This is a genomic window from Komarekiella delphini-convector SJRDD-AB1 (assembly GCF_014831675.1).
GTDB lineage: Bacteria > Cyanobacteriota > Cyanobacteriia > Cyanobacteriales > Nostocaceae > Komarekiella.
Window position 1 is genome coordinate 127661 of the sequence record NZ_VJXY01000009.1, and the last position, 20544, is coordinate 148204.

General features: G+C 42.1%; 17 protein-coding genes. 8 read left to right on the forward strand and 9 right to left on the reverse strand.

Translation table 11 applies throughout. The features are described 5' to 3' along the window. Window positions 1-27 precede the first annotated feature (27 nt). Together FNW02_RS10910 and FNW02_RS10915 are read left to right on the forward strand one after the other, a co-directional pair. A complete protein-coding gene (locus tag FNW02_RS10910; RefSeq protein WP_191757566.1) occupies window positions 28-945 on the forward strand; it encodes a metallophosphoesterase family protein in 918 nt (305 codons plus the stop codon). Further along, a complete protein-coding gene (locus FNW02_RS10915) occupies window positions 942-1475 on the forward strand; it encodes a GAF domain-containing protein (RefSeq protein ID WP_191757567.1) in 534 nt (177 codons plus the stop codon). The genes FNW02_RS10910 and FNW02_RS10915 overlap by 4 nt, the downstream gene beginning before the upstream one ends. 247 nt (window positions 1476-1722) lie before the next feature. Here FNW02_RS10915 and FNW02_RS10920 read toward each other — a convergent pair whose 3' ends face one another. From FNW02_RS10920 to pcrA, 3 genes are all read right to left on the reverse strand, one after another. Beyond that, window positions 1723-2250 carry a GNAT family N-acetyltransferase gene (locus tag FNW02_RS10920; RefSeq protein ID WP_348535387.1) on the reverse strand — a complete coding sequence of 176 codons (528 nt, stop codon included), beginning with the start codon at window positions 2248-2250 and terminating at the stop codon, window positions 1723-1725. Next, the gene (locus tag FNW02_RS10925; protein WP_191757568.1) at window positions 2247-2540 is read right to left on the reverse strand and encodes a type II toxin-antitoxin system TacA family antitoxin; all 294 of its coding nucleotides are present in this window, start codon (window positions 2538-2540) and stop codon (window positions 2247-2249) included. The genes FNW02_RS10920 and FNW02_RS10925 overlap by 4 nt, the downstream gene beginning before the upstream one ends. 244 nt (window positions 2541-2784) lie before the next feature. After that, window positions 2785-5109, reverse strand: coding sequence for a DNA helicase PcrA (gene pcrA, locus FNW02_RS10930; RefSeq protein WP_191757569.1), 2325 nt, complete (start codon window positions 5107-5109; stop codon window positions 2785-2787). Between the two features lie 942 nt (window positions 5110-6051). On the opposite strand from pcrA, the gene FNW02_RS10935 reads away from it, so the two are divergent. Together FNW02_RS10935 and FNW02_RS39525 are read left to right on the forward strand one after the other, a co-directional pair. Next, window positions 6052-6621: a DUF3611 family protein gene (locus FNW02_RS10935; protein ID WP_191757570.1), complete on the forward strand. Its 570-nt coding sequence runs from the start codon at window positions 6052-6054 to the stop codon at window positions 6619-6621. Window positions 6622-6753: 132 nt separating this feature from the next. After that, window positions 6754-6876: a hypothetical protein gene (locus FNW02_RS39525; protein WP_263627729.1), complete on the forward strand. Its 123-nt coding sequence runs from the start codon at window positions 6754-6756 to the stop codon at window positions 6874-6876. 151 nt (window positions 6877-7027) lie between these two features. Here FNW02_RS39525 and FNW02_RS10940 read toward each other — a convergent pair whose 3' ends face one another. Further along, window positions 7028-8752, reverse strand: a complete 1725-nt coding sequence (locus tag FNW02_RS10940) for a sensor histidine kinase (RefSeq protein ID WP_191757571.1) — start codon at window positions 8750-8752, stop codon at window positions 7028-7030. Between the two features lie 1241 nt (window positions 8753-9993). Between FNW02_RS10940 and FNW02_RS10945 the strand changes: the two genes are divergently transcribed. Beyond that, window positions 9994-10437, forward strand: coding sequence for a CAAD domain-containing protein (locus tag FNW02_RS10945; protein WP_191757572.1), 444 nt, complete (start codon window positions 9994-9996; stop codon window positions 10435-10437). A 132-nt stretch (window positions 10438-10569) separates the two neighbouring features. On the opposite strand, the gene FNW02_RS10950 is transcribed toward FNW02_RS10945, so the two are convergent. The 4 genes from FNW02_RS10950 to FNW02_RS10965 form a co-directional block, all read right to left on the reverse strand. Beyond that, complete coding sequence (locus FNW02_RS10950; RefSeq protein ID WP_191757573.1) at window positions 10570-11796, reverse strand: S-layer homology domain-containing protein; 1227 nt, start codon at window positions 11794-11796, stop codon at window positions 10570-10572. Between the two features lie 199 nt (window positions 11797-11995). Next, window positions 11996-13288, reverse strand: a complete 1293-nt coding sequence (locus tag FNW02_RS10955; protein WP_191757630.1) for a homoserine dehydrogenase — start codon at window positions 13286-13288, stop codon at window positions 11996-11998. A 265-nt stretch (window positions 13289-13553) separates the two neighbouring features. After that, window positions 13554-14903 (reverse strand): ferredoxin--NADP reductase, encoded by a 1350-nt coding sequence (gene petH, locus FNW02_RS10960; RefSeq protein ID WP_191757574.1) that lies wholly within the window; start codon window positions 14901-14903, stop codon window positions 13554-13556. 252 nt (window positions 14904-15155) lie between these two features. Then, window positions 15156-15383, reverse strand: a complete 228-nt coding sequence (locus FNW02_RS10965; protein WP_191757575.1) for a hypothetical protein — start codon at window positions 15381-15383, stop codon at window positions 15156-15158. Between the two features lie 717 nt (window positions 15384-16100). On the opposite strand from FNW02_RS10965, the gene FNW02_RS10970 reads away from it, so the two are divergent. The 3 genes from FNW02_RS10970 to FNW02_RS10980 all read left to right on the forward strand — a co-directional run bounded on the left by FNW02_RS10970 (window position 16101) and on the right by FNW02_RS10980 (window position 19584). Next, complete coding sequence (locus FNW02_RS10970) at window positions 16101-17105, forward strand: phosphoribulokinase (RefSeq protein ID WP_191757576.1); 1005 nt, start codon at window positions 16101-16103, stop codon at window positions 17103-17105. Between the two features lie 344 nt (window positions 17106-17449). Then, the gene (metK, locus tag FNW02_RS10975) at window positions 17450-18724 is read left to right on the forward strand and encodes a methionine adenosyltransferase (protein WP_191757577.1); all 1275 of its coding nucleotides are present in this window, start codon (window positions 17450-17452) and stop codon (window positions 18722-18724) included. 467 nt (window positions 18725-19191) lie between these two features. Further along, entirely contained in the window at window positions 19192-19584 is a 393-nt protein-coding gene (locus FNW02_RS10980) for a hypothetical protein (protein ID WP_191757578.1), read from the forward strand. 356 nt (window positions 19585-19940) lie between these two features. Here the strand turns inward: FNW02_RS10980 and FNW02_RS10985 are convergent, their stop codons facing one another. After that, the gene (locus tag FNW02_RS10985) at window positions 19941-20396 is read right to left on the reverse strand and encodes a pentapeptide repeat-containing protein (protein ID WP_191757579.1); all 456 of its coding nucleotides are present in this window, start codon (window positions 20394-20396) and stop codon (window positions 19941-19943) included. Between the last annotated feature and the right edge of the window lie 148 nt (window positions 20397-20544).

The window sequence follows — 20544 nt, forward strand, 5'->3', positions numbered from 1 at the left end:
TGACTATTTATTGAATTTGGTGAATTTATGAACATGAAACGCCGTCAATTTTTATTTTTAGGTAGCCTCAGCGCCATTGGGACCGGATTTTTAGGCTGGATGTTGGCTCATCAAAACAGTCAAAGTGCCGATATTACTGATTTAACAGAAATAGCTGCTAACCCACCCAAAAAAGACTTGCTATTGCGTTTCGTGTCTGTGGCAGATACGGGGACTGGGGCTAAAGGACAGTATGCTGTGGCTAGAGCAATGAATTTTTATCACAAGCGAAATCCCTATGATTTAGTAGTTTTAGCTGGAGACAATATTTATAACAACGGTGAAATTGAGAAAATCGGCGCAGTTTTTGAGCGTCCCTATCAAGCTTTGCTCAAGCAAGGTGTGAAATTTCAAGCTTGTTTAGGTAATCACGATATTCGGACTGCTAATGGTGATCCGCAAGTTCGCTATTCTGGCTTTAATATGAATGGACGACGTTACTACACATTTAAACGTGATCGCTTGCAATTTTTTGCTTTAGATACTAACAGTAATGCTGATTGGCAAAATCAATTACCTTGGTTAGAGCAAGAATTAAGTCTGAGTAAAGCAACTTGGAAAGTAGTGTTTGGTCATCATCCGGTTTATTCATCGGGTCACTACGGGGTCAACCAAACTTTTGTTAAAGATTTTACTCCACTGTTTCAAAAATACGGTGTCCAACTTTACATCAATGGTCATGACCACAATTATGAGCGCACTCGTGTTATTGATGGGACAACTTATCTAGTTTGCGGTGCAGGTGCGGGTAGTCGTCCTGTAGGACGTTCAGAATGGACTGAATATTCTACTGAAAACTTGAGTTTTGCTGCGTATGAAGTGTACCCAGATAGAATAGAAATAAACGGTATTGGCACTAATAATCGGATTTTTGATCGAGCTATTATTCAATTGAAATCAGCATGAATCGGCAAGAGCTTCCACTCGCGATCGCCAATATTGTAGAATTGCATCAAGCACCAGATGCCCTATTTTCTGCGCTGTTGCCAGCTGTGGGTGAGTTTTTGCAGTGCGATCGCTGTTTTCTCTACCTACATAATCCCCAAACAAACCTCGGTAGAGTTGCCTTTTGTTGGGTTCGCGCTCCAGATATACCCACCGTCTACAATAAAAATTGGGAAGCGCAACCACCATCTTTACCAAAGGAAGATCCGATGTTTGCCGCTGCGCTGCGTGCTGAACCTTCCATTTTTGTAGAAGACGTTGAAATTGCCGATTCTCAAGTTTTAAATCGGCAATTTGAACAAGAAAATTTTGGGCATCGCGCTCTTATTCATGCTCATATCCGCCAAGATAATCAACTCTGGGGTATTTTACAACCCTGCGTTTTTGGTCATCCGAGAATTTGGACTGAATATGAGCAAGAGGTAGTTAATAATCTTATTCAAAAAATTACACCTTTTGCAGTTTCTTATGTCAAGTCTGCTTTTGATTAGCTCTTACAACTTGGCACAATAAATCAAAAACGTAGACGCGGAGCGGCTTCTTGAAGGTTAACGCCCTCCGGGTGACGCTCCTTCTCCCAGGGGGAGACGTCGCTCTAAGCGTAGCCATGCCGCAGGCTTTACGCTACGCTAACACCAGTCGCCTCCGGCGAGTTTCCCGCCGGAGAGCGCTGGTTCACCAAGTACGCCAAGTACGCCAATAAATAAGAAGAGATGAAAAGAGTTTGGCGCAACGGTATTACTCCTCAATACCTAAAGCCGCTTTGGCATCTGCTACTGTCACCATCAACGTCATCGGGGCGACGGGGGAAGCCGTAAAACCGCACTTTTCATAGAACTGCTTGGCTTCTTCGGAAATGGCATGAACCAGGATGGCACGGATGCCGACAATCTTTGCGGCTTGTAGCGTGCGAAGAACTGCATCCCGTATTAGAGCATAGCCGATTCCTTTGCCCTGCCATTGCTGATCAACAGCAAGCCGCCCAATCACCATCACCGGAATCGGATCAGGCATATTGCGGCGAACTCTACCCGATGCAATGCTGCTCAAAATACTGCCGGTTGCCAGACAATAATATGCAATGACTTTTTCTCCAACCAGCACCACATAAGTTCGGGAAGCATCCCCACCTTCGTTTTTCAGCGCGCGCTTTTTCAACCAGTCATCCAATTCAAGGCTGCCAGAATAAAAATCCTCTAGCTGATGACCTGCGCTGATAGGTTGGGGAGCCTGCATGGGCTGATTGTGTTCGCCTGATGCCGTCACTCCCAAGGTGCTTTGGTGGTTAGCACTTTGCGAAGGTTTTCATTGCTGGAAGGTGGTGTATCAAGAAGTTCCATAAACTGATGAAATTTATCTTCTTCCAGCACAAACAGCCGACGATCCAGCAATACTGCTTCGGCTTCCCGGCACGCTGTTTCCAGCATGAAATCTGAACGGTTCTTGCCCAAAGCCTCGGCAGCATGGTCAATCAAATCCCGCTGCGTCTGATGCGCCCGAATGTTGATGGTTATATTACGGTTGCGATTAGCTGATTCGGAGAATTGCGGTTGCATTGATCATGTCCTTCACTGCCCTTACTATAGACTATACAAGTTTTGTATATACAACGTCAACACAAAACCGAAGATAGACTTGCTCGCCTGATCCATCCAATCCTTTTTTTTGCTAAGGGCTTTGCTCTTGCGCGCGCAAGGTTTCCCTAATGGCTCTGCTTGCCGTATCCCCGTCTTTCGCTTCGCTGTCAGATGGGAGATACCGTTTTGTGCTATAATTACTAACTATTTTTGAAAATACTCATTAATCAACTCTTTGCAATTGCGCTACTCTGGGGTCGATGATTTTTTGCCCCAAACTGGCAAATTTAATCGCCACAGACATCTTATTACCAGTTCCGAAAACGTGAGTTATTTCACCAACACCAAAAGTTTTGTGTAATACTCGATCGCCTACTTGCCAATTTTGGGCTGTACTTTGCTTCCCATTAGGTGCAGATGCAGTTTTGGTATAAGTTTGACGGCTCATCTGTTGAGCAGTTAATAATTCTTCGGGCAATTCGTCAAGAAATTGCGATCGCATTGCAGGTTCACGTGAACCATACAAGCGGCGTTCACGAGCGTGTGATAAATATAACCTTTCTTGAGCGCGAGTAATACCTACATAACACAGGCGGCGTTCTTCTTCCAAAGATGCAGGATCACTCAGGGAACGGTAGCCGGGAAATAGTCCCTGTTCTAATCCCACCAAAAACACTACGGGAAATTCCAGCCCTTTGGAAGCGTGCAAAGTCATTAGTGAAACGGCTGTTTGTCCTTCTTTCAAATTATCCAAATCGGAACTTAGGGCAGCGCTACTGAGAAAGTCTCTTAAGGAAACCTCTTCGTTTTCTTCTTGAAATTGCAGTGCTGCGTTGTAAAGTTCCTGGACGTTTTGTACTCGATCTGTGGCTTCATCTGTGCCTTGATTCATCAAGTCTTGGACGTAACCAGAGTCTTCTAATATTCCTTGCAAAACCTCAGTTACGGGAACCGTGGCGACTTGTCCTTGCCAACGGCTAATCATCTCGGCAAAGCTATTCACAGCTTTAGTTGCTCGTCCAGCTAATGTATTAACTGATGTTTCATCGCTAAGTATTTCCCACAAGGTTGTTCCTAATTGCTGGGCGGCGTTCACCAAAGCGTCAATCGTGGTTTTGCCAATTCCTCGCCGGGGAGTATTGATAACTCGCAATAAACTAACTGTATCAGCTGGGTTAGCGATCGCTCTTAAATAAGCGATGACATCTTTAATTTCTTTGCGATCGTAAAACTTCATTCCTCCCACAACTGTGTAAGGAATTTGATATTTTACTAATAATTCTTCAAACGGGCGAGATTGGGCGTTTGTTCGATAAAGTATGGCAAAACTACCCCAGTTTAATTCTGGGTTTTGGTGTTCTAAAGTGCGAATTTGACGAATTACAAAGTCGGCTTCTTCTAGTTCATTATCGGCTTTGTGGGAATAAATTTCCTCACCCGCCCCACGTGTAGGTTTGAGAACTTTATCAATTCGTTGGGTATTATTTTCAATTAGTTCGTTAGCCGCTTGTAAAATATTTTCACAAGAGCGATAGTTTTCCTCAAGTTTTACCATCGTGCGGGTATCATCATCTGGCAAACCATCGCCAAAGTCGTTTTGGAATTCCAGCAAAATGGTGAAATCTGCCATTCTAAAACTATAAATAGACTGATCCGCATCACCTACAACAAAAACTGAGCGATTCTGCCATTCCCATTCGCTCTTTCTGTCTTCACCATTTGTCACCAACAAGCGGATCAAGTCGTACTGAGTGCGGTTAGTATCTTGATATTCATCTACAAGGATATGGCCAAATTTGCGATGCCAGTAACCTAATACATGCTCGTTTTGTTGAAACAGTTTAGTTGGTGTGAGAATTAAATCATCAAAATCAAGTGCGTTATTTTCTGCTAACTTATCTTGATATAAGCTGTAAACTTCAGAAATTACTCGTCCGCGATAATTGGGTTGTTCTCGCTCAAATTCTTGGGGTGATAAACCTTGGTTTTTAGCGTTACTAATTGCGTAGCGGACAGAACGAGCCTCGAACTTTTTATCGTCTAAATTTAGCTGTTTATTGACGATTTCTTTAACCAAGCTTATAACATCAGATTCATCAAAGATAGAAAAATTACGATTCCAGCGGCGTCCTTTTTCGTCTTCGTATTTGTCGATATCAAAGCGGAGAATCCGAGAAAATAGACTGTGGAAAGTACCACACCACAAATCTTTGATAGTAGTTTTGTAAACTTGCGATCGCAGTTTAGTTTGTTCATATTCTGGCAACAAATCTAACCGCTGACCGTGTTCTTTCATTGCCAATTGTTCAGCAAACAGCCTTTGAATCCGCTCTTTCATTTCCCGTGCAGCTTTGTTGGTGAACGTCACCGCCAGGATATTTTCTGGATTCACTCGGTGTTTAAGAATTAGGTTGGCAATGCGATAAGTTAGCGCTCGTGTTTTACCGGAACCTGCACCAGCAACAACTAGCAATGGGCCGCAGTAGTGTTCGACGGCTTGGCGTTGGCTAGGGTTAAGGTGACTGAGAAAGTCAATGGTTGTTGTCATAGATGTGAAAAAGCGATGTCTGTCTTGAAAAGTGACGCTCCTGCGGACGCTCGTTCCTCGCTATCGCTTCGCTAACGCTAGCGCTGCGCTAACAGAGACGCTCGCAGACTCGCACTCCGCAAGCTAACGGCGGAAGCCGCAGCTCCGACGCCAGTTGCTTTAAGCCGGGGAATCCGTCCAACGCACTGGCTCGACTTTGCGCTATGACTGACGGGCTACGCCTACGCCTGGCGTCACATCAATAGAGAGTTGCTATTGCCCAGGTTACAATATCCTAACGAAACTTGGTCAATAAAGATAATGTGGCAATATTGTGAACCAGAATGGTACTCTATCATGATTTATATAGAAGCAACAAAAAGCTGTGCTATCAGTCAAAGGTACATTTCAAAACGGTGTGGTTCATCCTAGCGAACCAATTGAAGGGCGTGAGGGGGAGTCAGTTATAATCAATCGTATTTGTAGAAGAAGAATACACACCTGAGCCAGCAACGCAGGAAGATTCAGATTGGGATAAGCTCAGACAGTTGATTAAAAACTGTGCAGTTGACATAGATATTGACGATTTGGCGCACCAGCATGATCATTATCTCTTCTATTTTTTGTACATAGTGTAAATATTTACTTATTACTAATTCCTTGAGTTGTGCAAAAACATCAATATCGGAAGATGAAAATTGGTTGTGCTTTTTTCCTCTTCCGTTACTGGGGTGCTTATTCTTAGAGGCATCCCTTTATTTTTTGTCCGGCTTTTTAAGTCCCCTCGCTCATCTTTACTCTAAAGTCGAGTTAGAGAAGTCGGTAATTTTATTTTTGCAATTTATATCTGTAATTATGTCACAAGATAGATGGAATTATGTACGCATCAGTATGATGAAAGTTAGATGCTAAACACATCAGAAAAATAAAAAATATCCTAATGTTTTGTAAACACATAACACAATGATTGATAAAAATGACCTTCATTCTGGATTAAAAGCTAGACAAAAAATTGTTGGTGTTTTTAAGAAAGTAAGCTGGCTTTGTTTTTGGTTACAGTTAGTTTTGGCTGCTGTAAGTATTTTAATTCTATTGTTTGCGATCGCTGACCCGAATTTCAATATTAATCTCAAATCTGGGCTAGGGATGCTTTCTACTGTTGGTGGAATAGGTGCATTAGGTTTGGGCGTTTACTGGACTTTTCACTACACTCGTCTTGCACAACGTTTACAAGTATCCGAACCAGGTATTTATCCTAGTCGCAAGGAAGTAGTTCGAGATTTACACATTGGAATTACTATTCATTTCGTCGGGGTGTTACTAACTTTAATTGCAACGCAAGTAATTGTTGGGGCACTTTTAGTCAAAGTAATAACTCTCTCTCCAGGAATGACTATTTATCAATCTCGTCAGCTTATTGAGCCGCTTGATATCTTTGTAATTCAAGCTAGTATTTTGATGAATACTGCTCTATTTATAGGAATTGGCTGTGCATTTTGGTTACTCAAGCAAGTCAATCAGGCACAAACATGATAGCAAAAACATGGGTAATTAAACACTAATTATTAACTTATTAAATCTTTCTACAGTTTCATAAAAACTGGAAATAGTTTGCTGATCATTAAAAGGGCATTTTCTAGTCTTTATCTCAACACGTAAGTCCTCATGGCTAAAATTACGAATTACGTTAGCGTTGGCGTTGGCGAAGCCTCTCGTAGAGAAGCCTCTCATAGAGAAGCGGTAGCGAGTCTTGCCTACGGCACGCCAAAGGCGAACGAGCGTCCGTAGGAGAGTCATTACGAATTACGAATTACGTTAGCGCAGCGTTAGCGTTAGCGAAGCGATAGCGAGGAACGAGCGTCCGCAGGAGCGTCATTACGAATTACGAATTACGAATTACGAATTACAAATTACAAATTACAAATTACAAATTACGCCTTTATTCTTGCACAGTCATTGGTAGGCGAACAGTAAAAATAGAGCCAACTCCCGGCTGACTTTTGACAATAATCTCACCCCCCATCATCTGACAGAAGTGGCGGCTAATTGCTAAACCTAGTCCAGTACCACCATACTTTTTCGTAGTTGAGGTATCCCCTTGGGTAAATGGTTGAAATAATTGTCGCTGTTGATTGTGAGACATACCTATACCTGTATCGCTGACGGTGAAAGTAATGATGCCAAAAGGAGCCTCTGGTAGTAAGTCTTCTTTTTCGCTCTTGACTGTCAGCATTACCTTGCCGTTGGTGGTAAATTTAGCAGCATTGCTCAGTAAATTTAACAACACCTGCCGCATCCTAGTTTGATCAGCGTACATAGTACCAAGTCGCTCATCAAAATCCACTTCTAAGACATTGGCATTTTTTTCTATAGCCGGCTTGACTGTGAGGACGACATTATGAATCAGTGTTGCAATCTCAAACGTCTCAGGATAGAGAGTCATTTTCCCCGCTTCAATTTTTGACAAGTCGAGGATGTCATTAATTAGTTCCAGTAATTGTCTACCAGCAGAGTTGATTGTTTCTAAGTCTGTGATAAAGTCTCCCGATAAACCGAGATCGGTTGCGTCGTCTTCTAGAAGTTGGCTTAAACCAATCACCGCATTCAACGGCGTGCGTAACTCGTGACTGACATTTGCCAAAAATCTGCTTTTGGCTTTGCTAGCTGCTTCAGCTAATTCTTTGGCGTGTTGTAATTCTTTAGTTCGCTCAGATACCCGCTCAATTAGACGATTCAGAGATTTTGCTAATAACCCAATTTCATCTTCTGTGGTAACAGGAGCTCGCAAATCAAAATTAGATTTCCTCGCCACCTGCTCAGCCACTTGAGTTACAGTGATTACTGGTTCTGCGATCGCCCGACTAGTCCGCCAAGCTACAATGGCTGCGATCGCCACTGACACCACCATACTCACCATCACAATTAATCTTTCAACTATTTTTGCCTGCTCAAGAGCTTTTTGCCTTCCCTGCTCTTGTTCTTCAGCAGTTTGCAGGATATTAGTCAATTTTGCCGAAAGCTGCTCTAACTGCATGGCTGTTTGACCACGCATAATTTTTAACAACTGCTCCCGTGCAAAATAAATCTGCTCTGGCTGCACTTGCTGATGATCAATTTTCTGTAAAACAGCCTCGATTTGATCAACGTATAATTTTAAGTTAGTCGCGTTATCCTGCAATAAAGTCTGTAACGTAGAGCTGGTTGCAGCTAATCTCCGGGGCTTGCTGTCGATAAACCCAGAAATTTCTGGCTCTAATTGTTTAGCTCTTTCAAAACTTTTGATAAATTCAGCTTTTTTGCTTTGCAGCTGCTTTGAATCTTCTAACACAGCAACCAAGTTAGAGCTGTGCAATTGTGCCCCTACTATTGCATCTTGATAATTTCTCAGGAGTTGTCCTTGCTCATGGGCTTGATTTAATTGTACGACTTCTCGTCCCCGATAGTAGTTGGCAATTACCAACCCAGTCAGTGATCCGAAAAATCCAATGCCAATTGCTACAAAGTACCCATAGCCAATTTTTTGATGGATGCGCCAAGAACTGGCTTTGAGTTTCCCTCGTGAGGGAAATTCTATAGTCGGGAGTTCGTCTGTTGATAGCTCTTCCGCTGACACTTTTTTGCTTTCTGAACTGCTGTCAAAAGGGTTTGGCTTTTGAGTTGGCATCCCTCAAATCTCCTTGCCCTCCCGCAAAAATTACCAAATTAGCTTAGCTGTGCAATCACTTCAATTGGTGATTAACATCTACATTATCTACTTTTATAGCAAGCGCAAATCATTGCTTACTAGATAATTGGCATGACCTTTATCATATTTAAATGGTTTTGTTCGCAATTTTAGGAAGCACACTTGCTGGCGGCGAACAGAATTCACTGCTTTAGGCAACTACATAGTTACATACAGTAGAGACTCTCCTGAAACTGTCTCCTCCTTGGCACTTTCTTTAATATGCAGTTGATAACAGTGAGTTTTCTCCATTGAGAATGACACTAATCTACTTTACTGCTTCTTTATAAAACTAATCCGATCAGGAAAAAAAGACAAGGGTTAAGCGCATCCCACCCCTAAAAGGGCTTGTCATTACCCATATTTTTGTAACAGTCATGTCGCGTTGACCGACATCCTGCCCATAACTGAAGTTCTGAGCTAATAGCTTAAGTCCAGCTTGGGGGACTGAAATTTTCCCTTTAACAGAGTTTATCTAGCGATCGCCATGATTTGTAGCATACTGTTAGCGTAGCCCGTGCTGAAGCGCGGATAGCTATGGTTTAGCCCGTGTGCTGAGTATAAGCCTAATTACTTCATTAGATTTAAAAGATATTGGTAATGACCAGGACTAGGGTGTGAGGCGTCATCATACGTTTTTTTGTTTAGATTACAGGCAAGCTAGTCTTTAGTCTTCAGCAAGGCAGTATCATATACCATAAAAATTTTTTAAAGTCTAGTGTATATGAGTACAGAAAAACTTTCATTACGTATTAATATCAATACGAATAAGTTAATTGGCGAACCAGGCTTAAGATAGCTTTAATATCGGATAAAATCAGCTTTTAGGCTTGTATAAATGAGAGGTGAACTGATTTTCGCCTAATTTCTACTGCGATGAGTACGATTATGAGCAATTGACACCGTATGAGATAATCACAACCTGAGGATTACAGTTGATTCCCAAGAAACCGAACTCAGAAAGCTAATTTTAATACATTCTGCCGCCTTCTGACTTCTATCCTCCTACTGGCTTTCTACCTTGTAGTTGATGCAGTGGAGGTTGCGGGACAATTATGGTTATAGGACACTATAACCTTTTTGTACCCCAAACCCAGTTGTACTGATGCACAAGTGCATTGCCTAATCAACGGCTTTTTGGTTGTAATTATCCAGATTAGAGAAACTCAACTGTCAAAATTATGGAAGTGAAAATGCAAGAACCGGAATTTACAGAAACCAAGTCAAAAGAGGCAACAGTGCCAGAGATTAACAACCAAACGGGAACCATTACTAAAGTTCAGGCTTCCGCGCCTCAAGATGAATGGCTAAAATACGGTGAACAAATTTCTAGATTTTTGGCGACACTGCCCGAATACCTAGGAGCTTTCTTTAATCAATACAAGCAGCCCCTAATTAGCGTTGGGTTAATTGTGGGAGCGATTGTCGCAGTTAAGGTGCTGTTGGCAATATTGGATGCTTTGAATGATATCCCCTTGGTAGCTCCTACTTTCGAGTTGATTGGTATTGGTTACTCTGCGTGGTTTGTTTACCGCTATTTACTCAAAGCCTCAACCAGGAAAGAGTTGACTAGTGAAATTACAACCCTCAAATCACAAGTTGTCGGCAAAATACCAGAAGTCTAATTTCTGGCTCATGCAGTACAGAGCGCTATTTTAATCTCTAATGCGTTTTTTGATTGCTGCTATTTAGTAAAACACAAGTGTGAAAGTGGTCAAGAGAATTCAAAATCTTGACCACTTTTACTATCAAGCTTACTAAGGCGATTCTGAAGATACGTTACCTTCAGGGTTCTCCTTTGGAGTCTGCGAGAGTCCTTCTCGTTTTCTGTTGTCAACACTACGCGGAGCTTGCTGTACTGTAGGATTACGAGATGTTGCACGGAGCTTGTCTCGTAGGGGTATAGATATGTTTGGCGATCGCACAATGCTTTGAGATGGAATTGTGTCTAATTTCCCTAGGTGTACCAAAGCTTGATGAACCATCGCCGCTACTTCAGCCCGGCTAGCTTCTTTGTTGGGAGCCAGGATTTGTGAGTCTGGGTAGTTAATTACAAGACGATTTGCTGTAGCAGCTGCTATTTTGCCAACAGCATATTGTGGAATATTTTTGGCATCTTTATAACTACTCAAAACCTGATTTGGGGAAGCGGGTGTTTTTAAGTTCAACCCACTAGCCAGAGCAACTAAAACTTGCGCCCGCGAGATCTTTTGTTGTGGTTTAAAGGTTTTATTCGGGTAGCCTTTCAAAAATCCGGTACTGAGGGCTTGGTCAATTGCTGGATTTGCCCAAAATTTTACTGGTACATCTCTAAATGCTGTTGTGGTTTTACTCAGTTTTTGGTCAAAAGCTTTTTGCAGTATGGCAGCAAATTCAGCGCGGTTTACAGGCTGATTTGGTCTAAAAGAATAATCGGGAAACCCCTTGAGGATACCACGAGAAGAAAGAACGTTGATAAAACGCCGACCCCAAAAGTTTTCAGGCACATCGTTAAATGCAATTGGCGGCGGAATAGTTGATTTTTTCTCTGCCGGAGTTACTAATGGCAATGCTGCTGCTATGACTGGTGGCTCAAAGCTTTTTGAGGGAAACACAGGCGTCTTTCCCTGTGGGGATTGAGTTGGCGTTACGTTAATGGATGGCCACATCAAGGGAGGAGGAGCCGCGCTATCAGTTAGGGATGAAGTTGTGTTGGGTTCAACAACAGCACCGGGTAGAGGTGACGGTGAGCCTTGGAAGTTGGGAGCTGTATTTGGTTCTATGGGCGTAGAAGAGGGCAAAACTTGATTTGGCTGAATGCTTTTAGTTGGCGTAGGTGAAGGCGACAACAGCCTGTTTAAGTTCCAACTAGAATCCTTACGGGAAGATGACCAAAACAAAATCACTCCAATAGTGGCAAAAGCAACCAGAATGGCTATAAATTCATCAAAGCCAAGGGCAGTTCTTTGGGATGACTCCGATTCGGACGGAGGTCTATTTGTCATCGTAATTACCCTGGTAGCAGTAAATGTGTCTAAACAAATTAAGCCATAGATGACTCTTTTACACCACCCCCCTCTTTTGTCCTCACCGATTGCTGACTGAAATTTTAAAACGCGATCGCGGTGCGGTAATTTTGTATATTCTTACTAATTTAGAACACTCATTCTCCAACCAAACCACTTATTTGAGTGGTAGTAAATCTCAAAGTACCCGTAGTAAGCTGGGAATACTGTCTATCGCTTCTAGACTCTGAATTTCTGCTAAAGCTTGGCGAAAGTTTCCTTCTCGGACATCGTGAGTAACAACCACAATCTCTGCTAGCTCTCCCTGAAAACCAGTTTGGACAATTGACTCTAAGCTAACGTTATAGTTGCCGAAGCAAGTACCTAATTTACCGATAACTCCAGGTTGATCTTTTGTGAGGAAACGGGCGTAAAACCGAGTTACCAGTTCTGCCATTGGCGCAATTTGACAGTATTCTTGATGCCCACAAGCTAATAAGAGATTTGGATCTACTGTCTTAGTTTTAAGAACAGCAACTAGATTTAAAATATCAGATGATACTGCACTGGCGGTTGCACCAGCACCAGCACCAGGCCCGAAAAACATCACTTGTCCAATGGGTTCCCCTTCGACAAGAATGGCGTTATAAACGCCGTTAATGCTAGCCAATGGATGTGCTTTAGGTACTAAGGTAGGATGCACTCTGACGGAGAGGGAGGATGAAAAAGATGAGATATTGCGTTTAGCGATCGCCAACAATTTAATCACAAATCCTAATTTTTCAGCATAGGCAATATCTGTCTTGCTGACTTGCCGAATGCCTTCACAATAGACATCTTGCAGGTTGATGCGTCCATCAAAGCCTAATGATGCCAGGATGGCAATTTTATCTGCTGCGTCTAAGCCCTCAACATCGGCGGTGGGATCAGCCTCCGCATAACCCAACTGTTGAGCATCAGCCAAGACATCGCTGAAGTTGCTGCCTTCTGTTTGCATCCGCGTCAGGATGTAATTAGTCGTACCGTTAACGATGCCAGTAATCGCGTTAATCCGGTTAACACTTAAGGACTGCTTTAGGGGTTGAATCACTGGGATACCACCACCTACAGCGGCTTCTAGCATGACGTAGACCCCGGCTTGATTAGCAGCAGTAAAGATTTCCGCGCCAAAGCGGGCGATCGCAGCTTTGTTAGCGGTAACTACATGTTTGCCATTATTGAGAGCTTTGAGAATCAGCGATCGCGCTGGTTCTAGCCCACCCATGACTTCCACAACTATATCTACCGCCGGGTCATTGACAATAGCTTCTAAATCTGTAGTTAGTACTTCTGTAGATAATTCTACTGCGCGGTGTTTATGGAGCGATCGTACTCCCACCCGATATATTTCTATTTCCTGCAACAAAGGGTGACGCCCAGCCCCATCTTGCAATAACTGCACTGTACCTGTTCCTACAGTGCCTAATCCTAATATTCCTAGCTTCACGCCCACAAATTTTGCACCCAATTTCACAAATTTAGTGCTGAGTGCTGAGTTTTGAAGTGCTGAGTAGTTACAAGTACTTAGTACATTACCTCTGAGAACTTAGAGCTCTTTCCTCAGCCAAAACAAGTGCTGAGTTGCCAACTAGTTATCAATACTTAGTACTTTAACTTTCAGAACTTAGAACTCTTTCCCCAGCCGTTCATATAAAACAATTGTAGGGTGAGCAACGCCCACCCTACAAACTCAGAACTCAGAACTCAGCACTCCGCACTTAGTAAGTTTCTACGTGCCAGCGATGGGCTTTCTTGAGTTCTTTCTGGTAATCACTCCAGGTTACACCTTCTTTAGCGGCAGCAGCAGTCAATGCTGCATCGATACCATCTTCCATACCCCGTAAACCGCAGATGTATGTGTGGGTTTTTTCATCTTTAATTAACTGCCACAATTCATCTGCATGTTCTGCTACGCGGTCTTGGATATACATTCTGCCGCCTTGGGGGTTTTTCTGTTCACGGCTAATAGCGTAAGTAAGGCGGAAGTTATCAGGATATTTTTGTTGAATTTCTTCCAGTTCTTCCTTATATAAAATATTTGGGGTTGTCGGCACACCAAATATTAACCAAGAAAATCCCTTAAATTGGTATTCTGGGTTAGCTGCTCTTTCTGCATCTTTAAACTGCCGCCATAGGTAAGCCCGCATAGGCGCAATACCTGTTCCAGTTGCCATCATGATCACTTTGGCATCGGGGTCTTGGGGTAACAACATTTCCTTACCCACCGGCCCTGTAATTTTTACATCTGCTCCTGGTTCGAGAAAACACAGGTGAGTAGAGCAAACACCATAGACTGTTTCGTTGGTTTCTGGGTGCTTATACTCTAATTGGCGGACGCACAATGATACTGTCTTATCATCAACATCATCGCCATGACGAGTTGAGGCAATTGAGTACAGTCTGAGTTTTTCAGGCTTGCCGTTTTTGTCCACTCCTGGCGGAATAATACCGATACTTTGACCTTCTATGTACTTCAAATCTCCGCCGGAAATGTCAAACTTGAGGTGCTGAACAATACCAATCCCACCTTCTTTGACTAACGGTTCATTAGATACTACCTTGCCAATATACGGAGCATTGGGACGGTAAATGTTGACAGGAACGTCACCGTGGGCGTCTTTTTTGGCTTTCGCTTGAGTCATGGTGTTGCCTTTTTTGTCCTTGTTCTTGGGCTGTTCTTCAACAGGTGATTGAGCGAAGCCTTTCACTTCACTGTTAGTATTCACAGGTGTGGCTTTACCATTCCCCTCACTGTTAGCAGTCTCCCCAGATGTGGCTAACTCGCTTACTTCGCTGTTAGCATTTCCAAATGAGGCTTTTCCATTGACCGATTCTAGACCAGTTAATGGTTGGATGCTAACAATTTTGCCGCCTAGGCGAGTGATCCGTCGCATTTCTTGATTCATGCGGTTATAAGGCACTCTGATGAACACACTGCCACTTTTACGAATTGGGTAGTTCGTTTGATCAGTTTCTTCGCTCTGACGCAGACCCACCACTTCGTACACGAAGACACGGCTACCTAATTCTTTATTGGCAGCACCCTCAACAGCACCTTGATTGTACATTCGTTCTACCACTCCGATATTTACTTAACCGTTTTTCAAAAAACTATTCCCATCCCATGCCAGCTTTAGTTTACCGGATTTTCGTTTCACAAAACTGGCTCCCTGGAAAAACGGCATCATTAAATAATGCCTTGCTAAGTACACTCACCAAAGACATGCAGGCATTGCAAAAAACACACCTGTTCACCTTCTAAGGTAAAGGATAAGTCTTCTGGAGAATGTTAATAATGAGTCAATTTAATCTTTTTTTCGTTAACTACGACTTCCATCAAGAGATAACTTTTTAACTACCCAACTGGTAAATTGCAATGGCAGACATTGTAGGAGAACCGCTTTGATTGACAGAACCCGCCCTTCATTGTGCCTCCAAAGACTGTCGTTGTACTTACCTAATTTGGACGCTTGTATTCGGAGGATGCCAATCCCAGAAAGTTTTCTGCCGATTGGTTCTACTTTCTCAACTGTAGTAGCTTCCCACAATGTTATTAGCTATGTTTGTATCCTGCTCATGGTCAATTACACGACCAGAAAAACCCAGCTAGAAACATGATGATAGAAGGAAGCGTCATCTAAGCAACTATAATAAGTTTTACTTGATGTGAAAAATCTGTCAACCTCTATTACTACCTTGTCATATTGCTCATACTTAGATTTGAGCAGATCTAAAGATTCAATCACAACAGTGTCATTCATCTAACTTAAGAGTTCATTCCTTAGATAGATTCTAGATTTTGATATCTTAAGTTTTGGGCGATCGCCAATTAAATTTTTGAAGCAGCAAAAAAGTTGCTGCCGGAAAAATTATACCTTACGGACTTGATTTATAGAGTTACAATCCAGTAATGGGGATCGCCACATCAATTACAGGTGATAATGTTCGCTATTTTAAAATTAACAACTAAATTATCAAAATGATTAGCGAACCACATAGATTATTCCTGACAGCAAATATTGTATGGAATACCCCCTTCTGTTAAAATTAAATGTACCACTAGGATTAAATACTTACCAGCACCGAATTTCAGAACTAGTCTGACGAGTAACAAGTATTACTTTGTTGTCTACCCGTCTGATGTCTCATCGCCGTGCTGGATAGAAAGAACGCAGGACAAACCAAAGGGGTAAACTCCTGGCTTCAAAATCTGCTGTGTGAAAAATTATTGATTGACACAACTTTAGTATTTTTAGAGGAGATTTATGACAAGTAAGCCGGAACGCGTGGTACTGATTGGAGTAGCAGGAGACTCTGGGTGTGGTAAATCTACGTTTTTGCGTCGTTTGATAGACTTGTTTGGTGAAGATTTAATGACAGTCATCTGCTTGGATGACTATCATTCTCTTGATCGCAAACAGCGCAAAGAAACAGGGATAACTGCACTCGACCCTAGGGCGAACAATTTTGACTTAATGTATGAGCAAATTAAAGCGCTCAAAGATGGTCAAGCGATTGATAAGCCGATTTACAACCACGAAACCGGCTTGATTGATCCGCCAGAGCGGGTGGAACCGAATCATATTTTGGTTATTGAAGGGCTACATCCTTTATATGATGAACGGGTGCGATCGCTTATTGACTTTAGCGTTTATTTTGATATTAGCGATGAAGTCAAAATTGCCTGGAAAATCCAGCGAGATATGGCTGAACGCGGTCATCGTTACGAAGATGTCCTAGCTCAAATCAATTCCCGTAAACCTGACTTTGATAAATTTATCGAACCACAAAGAGAATTTGCTGATGTGGTTCTTCAGGTATTACCTACAAACTTGATTAAAAACGATACAGAACGCAAAGTCTTACGAGTGCGTATGCTCCAGCGGGAAGGTAAGGAAGGCTTTGAGCCAACCTACCTCTTTGATGAAGGCTCAACAATTAATTGGACTCCCTGCGGACGCAAATTAACCTGTTCCTACCCTGGTATGCAACTGTACTACGGTTCAGATGTCTATTATGGCCGCTATGTCTCAGTACTAGAGGTAGATGGTCAATTTGACAACCTCGAAGAAATAATTTATATCGAAAATCATCTCAGCAATACATCCACCAAATATGAAGGTGAGATGACTCACTTGTTACTCCAGCACCGTGAGTATCCAGGCTCCAATAATGGTACTGGTTTGTTCCAAGTGCTTACAGGTTTAAAAATGCGTGCTGCTTATGAGCGGTTAACAGCTAAAGAAGCAAAGTTAGCAGTTCAAGTTTAAAGCAGCAGTGTTTGTGTCAAAGTTTATGGGGTTACTTATGAGTATCCCCATTTTTTTGTTATTAAATACATTTACAGCGAATTACATCTGGGTAGATTTGTAGTGGGGGCATTACAATACCCACCCTACTGTGGTCTATTCATCAAAAACCCGCTGTAAATCACAAAAAAATTACCATAAATATTATCCTTTTTACAGATACTTAGCTATGATTAGTGGTTTTTTTGAAGATAAGAACACACTAACTACTGAATGTGTCAATATTGTTATGATTCCATAAATAAGTAACTGACCTAAATATCCACATTTAGTCAGCGAAAAAACTCTTAGAGGAGGAATTGCCCTTGTCTCGTCGATATCTATTTACCTCTGAATCAGTCACCGAAGGTCATCCAGATAAAATTTGCGATCAGATTTCTGATACTATTCTCGATGCCTTACTAACACAAGACCCCAGCAGCCGTGTAGCGGCTGAAGTAGTAGTTAATACTGGCTTAGTGCTAATTACAGGTGAAATTACTACCAAAGCAAATGTGAATTACGTCAATCTTGCCCGCAAGAAGATTGCTGAGATTGGCTATACCGATGCCGATAATGGCTTTTCTGCTAACAGTACCAGTGTTTTAGTAGCTTTAGACGAACAATCACCTGATATTGCTCAAGGTGTCAACACCGCTCAAGAAACCCGCGAGCAGGATAGTGATGAACTATTCGATAAAATTGGTGCGGGCGACCAAGGGATAATGTTCGGCTTTGCCAGCAATGAAACACCAGAACTAATGCCCTTGCCCATCTGTCTTGCCCACCGCATTGCTCGCCGACTAGCAGCAGTCCGCAAAACAGGGGAATTGCCATACTTGCGCCCCGATGGCAAAACACAAGTAACAGTGGTCTATGAAGATGGACGCCCGGTAGGTATTGATACTATCCTGATTTCCACTCAGCATACAGCGAGTATTGGGGAAATAAAGGATGAGGCAGCAGTGCAAGCCAAGATTAAACAAGACCTCTGGTCAGCGGTGGTCGAACCTGTTTTTGGTGATATTGACATTAAGCCGAGTCAGGAAACTCATTTTTTAGTTAACCCCACAGGCAAATTTGTCGTTGGTGGCCCGCAGGGAGACTCTGGTCTGACAGGACGGAAAATAATTGTTGATACCTACGGTGGTTATTCACGGCATGGTGGCGGCGCTTTTTCTGGCAAAGACCCCACCAAGGTAGACCGTTCTGCTGCTTATGCTGCTCGTTATGTGGCAAAAAATGTTGTTGCTGCTGGGTTGGCAGATAAATGTGAAGTCCAGTTAAGTTATGCCATTGGTGTAGCGCGACCGATGAGCATTTTACTGGAAACCTTTGGTACTGGCAAAGTAGATGATGAAACCTTGCTGGAATTAGTTAAGCAGAACTTTGAACTGCGACCGGCGGGAATTATCCATACCTTCAATTTACGCAACGTACCAAGTGAACGAGGCGGACGTTTTTATCAGGACGTCGCGGCTTACGGTCATTTTGGGCGGACGGATTTAGACTTGCCTTGGGAACGCACCGATAAGGCAGAATTGTTGAAAAAAGCGGTAAATGAGTCTTTTTCAGTAGCGATCGCTCAAGCACTCACTTAAAATTATCCGCTACTGCAAAATCCTAGCATATATATGTGAGGGTATTGGCAACTTAACAACTTGTCTACGCCCTCATTTTTTTGTAGCTAACGGAATATTTGAAAGTGGGTAAATACAGAGATATGACAATCGCACCTTGGGAATAACTTCACCTATGCTATTTAGATTAAATTTTCTAGTTTTAGAGGCATAGTAGCGTTCCTCTTTTTCATAACCGAGATATACCTTTTGCTAGAAGAATAACTACCTTTTTATAGTTAGGGTTTATTTATGTTCAAAATAGCTAATTGGCTGAAAAATAGGTAAAGTCTTACTAAATTTTATTACTGCTTATAGCTCCATTCGCTTGATGAATCGCAGCTAAAAACTAAGCTTGACTTTTCGTAGCAGTAGATGAATTTTGAGTAAGCCAATTATCTACGCCAAAATTGAGAAAAGCATCAACCAACAATTAATGGAGTATTTGCATGACAAGTTTGATTTCTAGGACAACTACTTATATTAGTTCCTTGCTGAAGGGACTTCAAGTAAAACGTTTTTTTGCTGTTGTCTTAGTTGGTTTTTTACTGCTGACAACAAATGCTACTCCTGGGCGTGATAACACAGGCTTAAAAGAAAGAGTTCGTGAACAAGTAGAGCAAAATGATGCCCAAAGACCAAAAACAGTAGGGCAATGGAATAAAGAAGCTCGTGAAACAGAAGGCTCTCCTGGTGAACGTCTTCAGAAAATTGGACAAGAATCAGCAGAGGCCCTTAAAGAATTTGGTTCGGGCTACGTAGAGGGTGCTCAAGAAACTGCTAGTGATGTAGGCGATAGTGCAGCACAAGCAGGCAAAAATATCTCTAACAAAGTTCGCTAAATGCTTTTAGTCTGTCAAAATAGCTTTGGCAGACTACTAAAAATAATCTTCAATATTTCCGTGTTTTGAGTCTTTCAAAAAGCTAAGTTCTCCACTTAAAAGACTAAAAGCTAGATATAGTAAAATTATTATGAATATATTACAATACAGTTCAATTAATAAAATTAACTAAAATTTAACTTTAATAAGAAACCCCCTACCTTAATGATGTGAAGTCCAAAAGGTAGAGGATTTGATTTGTCTTGATGTTTTTGTAGGAGAGGTTTAGGGATAACGCTTGTAAACAAATAGTTTCTCTGGTTTAAAACCTGCTAAAACTATTGTTTTGGTTATTTTAACCGCCTACTTAGATGAGCCTAGTCCCAATCTGGAATCTGTGCATCTTCACCACCAACACCGATTCCAGTGTTATATATTTCAGCATCAGTAATATTAAGATTTTCCATCGATGCTTGATACACATTGGAATCATAAATCTTAGCGCGAGTAAAATTTACCCCGTTAAGATTGGCTTGCTTCAGGTTCACATTGGTTACATGAGCCGATGTTAAGTTAGCGCCTGCCAAGTTAGCACCAGTTAAGTCAGCACCTTCGAGGTTTGCGTCTGTAAGGTTGGCTCCTTGAAGATTCGCTCCTCGCAAGTCAACACCAATTAAATGAGCACCACTGAGGTTAACTCCTGATAAATTGCACTGAATACATTCCCTAGTTGAAAACAGCTTTTGTAAGTCCTGCGGATTTTCAGCTCTAACTGCGCTAGCGAAAAAGAGGGGAGTTGCTAAGGCTAGAGGTGCTAATAGCTGGAGTTTCATAATATTTCCCCCTTGATTATCAAGTTGCGTCCGTTCTTTCCCTCACAGCCCTATTATCTCATTAAATTCCTTGGGGACACAGATTGACCTCGGAAGCTTATTATGATATGTGACAGCTATATTGATGATGCCAAAAAAAGTATTGATT

Coding starts and splice junctions, on each gene's coding strand:
- FNW02_RS10910 (WP_191757566.1), top strand. CDS start 28: ATGAACATGAAACGCCGTCAATTTTTATTTTTAGGTAGCCTCAGCGCC.
- FNW02_RS10915 (WP_191757567.1), top strand. CDS start 942: ATGAATCGGCAAGAGCTTCCACTCGCGATCGCCAATATTGTAGAATTG.
- FNW02_RS10925 (WP_191757568.1), bottom strand. CDS start 2,540: ATGCAACCGCAATTCTCCGAATCAGCTAATCGCAACCGTAATATAACC.
- pcrA (WP_191757569.1), bottom strand. CDS start 5,109: ATGACAACAACCATTGACTTTCTCAGTCACCTTAACCCTAGCCAACGC.
- FNW02_RS10935 (WP_191757570.1), top strand. CDS start 6,052: ATGATTGATAAAAATGACCTTCATTCTGGATTAAAAGCTAGACAAAAA.
- FNW02_RS39525 (WP_263627729.1), top strand. CDS start 6,754: ATGGCTAAAATTACGAATTACGTTAGCGTTGGCGTTGGCGAAGCCTCT.
- FNW02_RS10940 (WP_191757571.1), bottom strand. CDS start 8,752: ATGCCAACTCAAAAGCCAAACCCTTTTGACAGCAGTTCAGAAAGCAAA.
- FNW02_RS10945 (WP_191757572.1), top strand. CDS start 9,994: ATGGAAGTGAAAATGCAAGAACCGGAATTTACAGAAACCAAGTCAAAA.
- FNW02_RS10950 (WP_191757573.1), bottom strand. CDS start 11,796: ATGACAAATAGACCTCCGTCCGAATCGGAGTCATCCCAAAGAACTGCC.
- petH (WP_191757574.1), bottom strand. CDS start 14,903: ATGTACAATCAAGGTGCTGTTGAGGGTGCTGCCAATAAAGAATTAGGT.
- FNW02_RS10970 (WP_191757576.1), top strand. CDS start 16,101: ATGACAAGTAAGCCGGAACGCGTGGTACTGATTGGAGTAGCAGGAGAC.
- FNW02_RS10980 (WP_191757578.1), top strand. CDS start 19,192: ATGACAAGTTTGATTTCTAGGACAACTACTTATATTAGTTCCTTGCTG.
- FNW02_RS10985 (WP_191757579.1), bottom strand. CDS start 20,396: ATGAAACTCCAGCTATTAGCACCTCTAGCCTTAGCAACTCCCCTCTTT.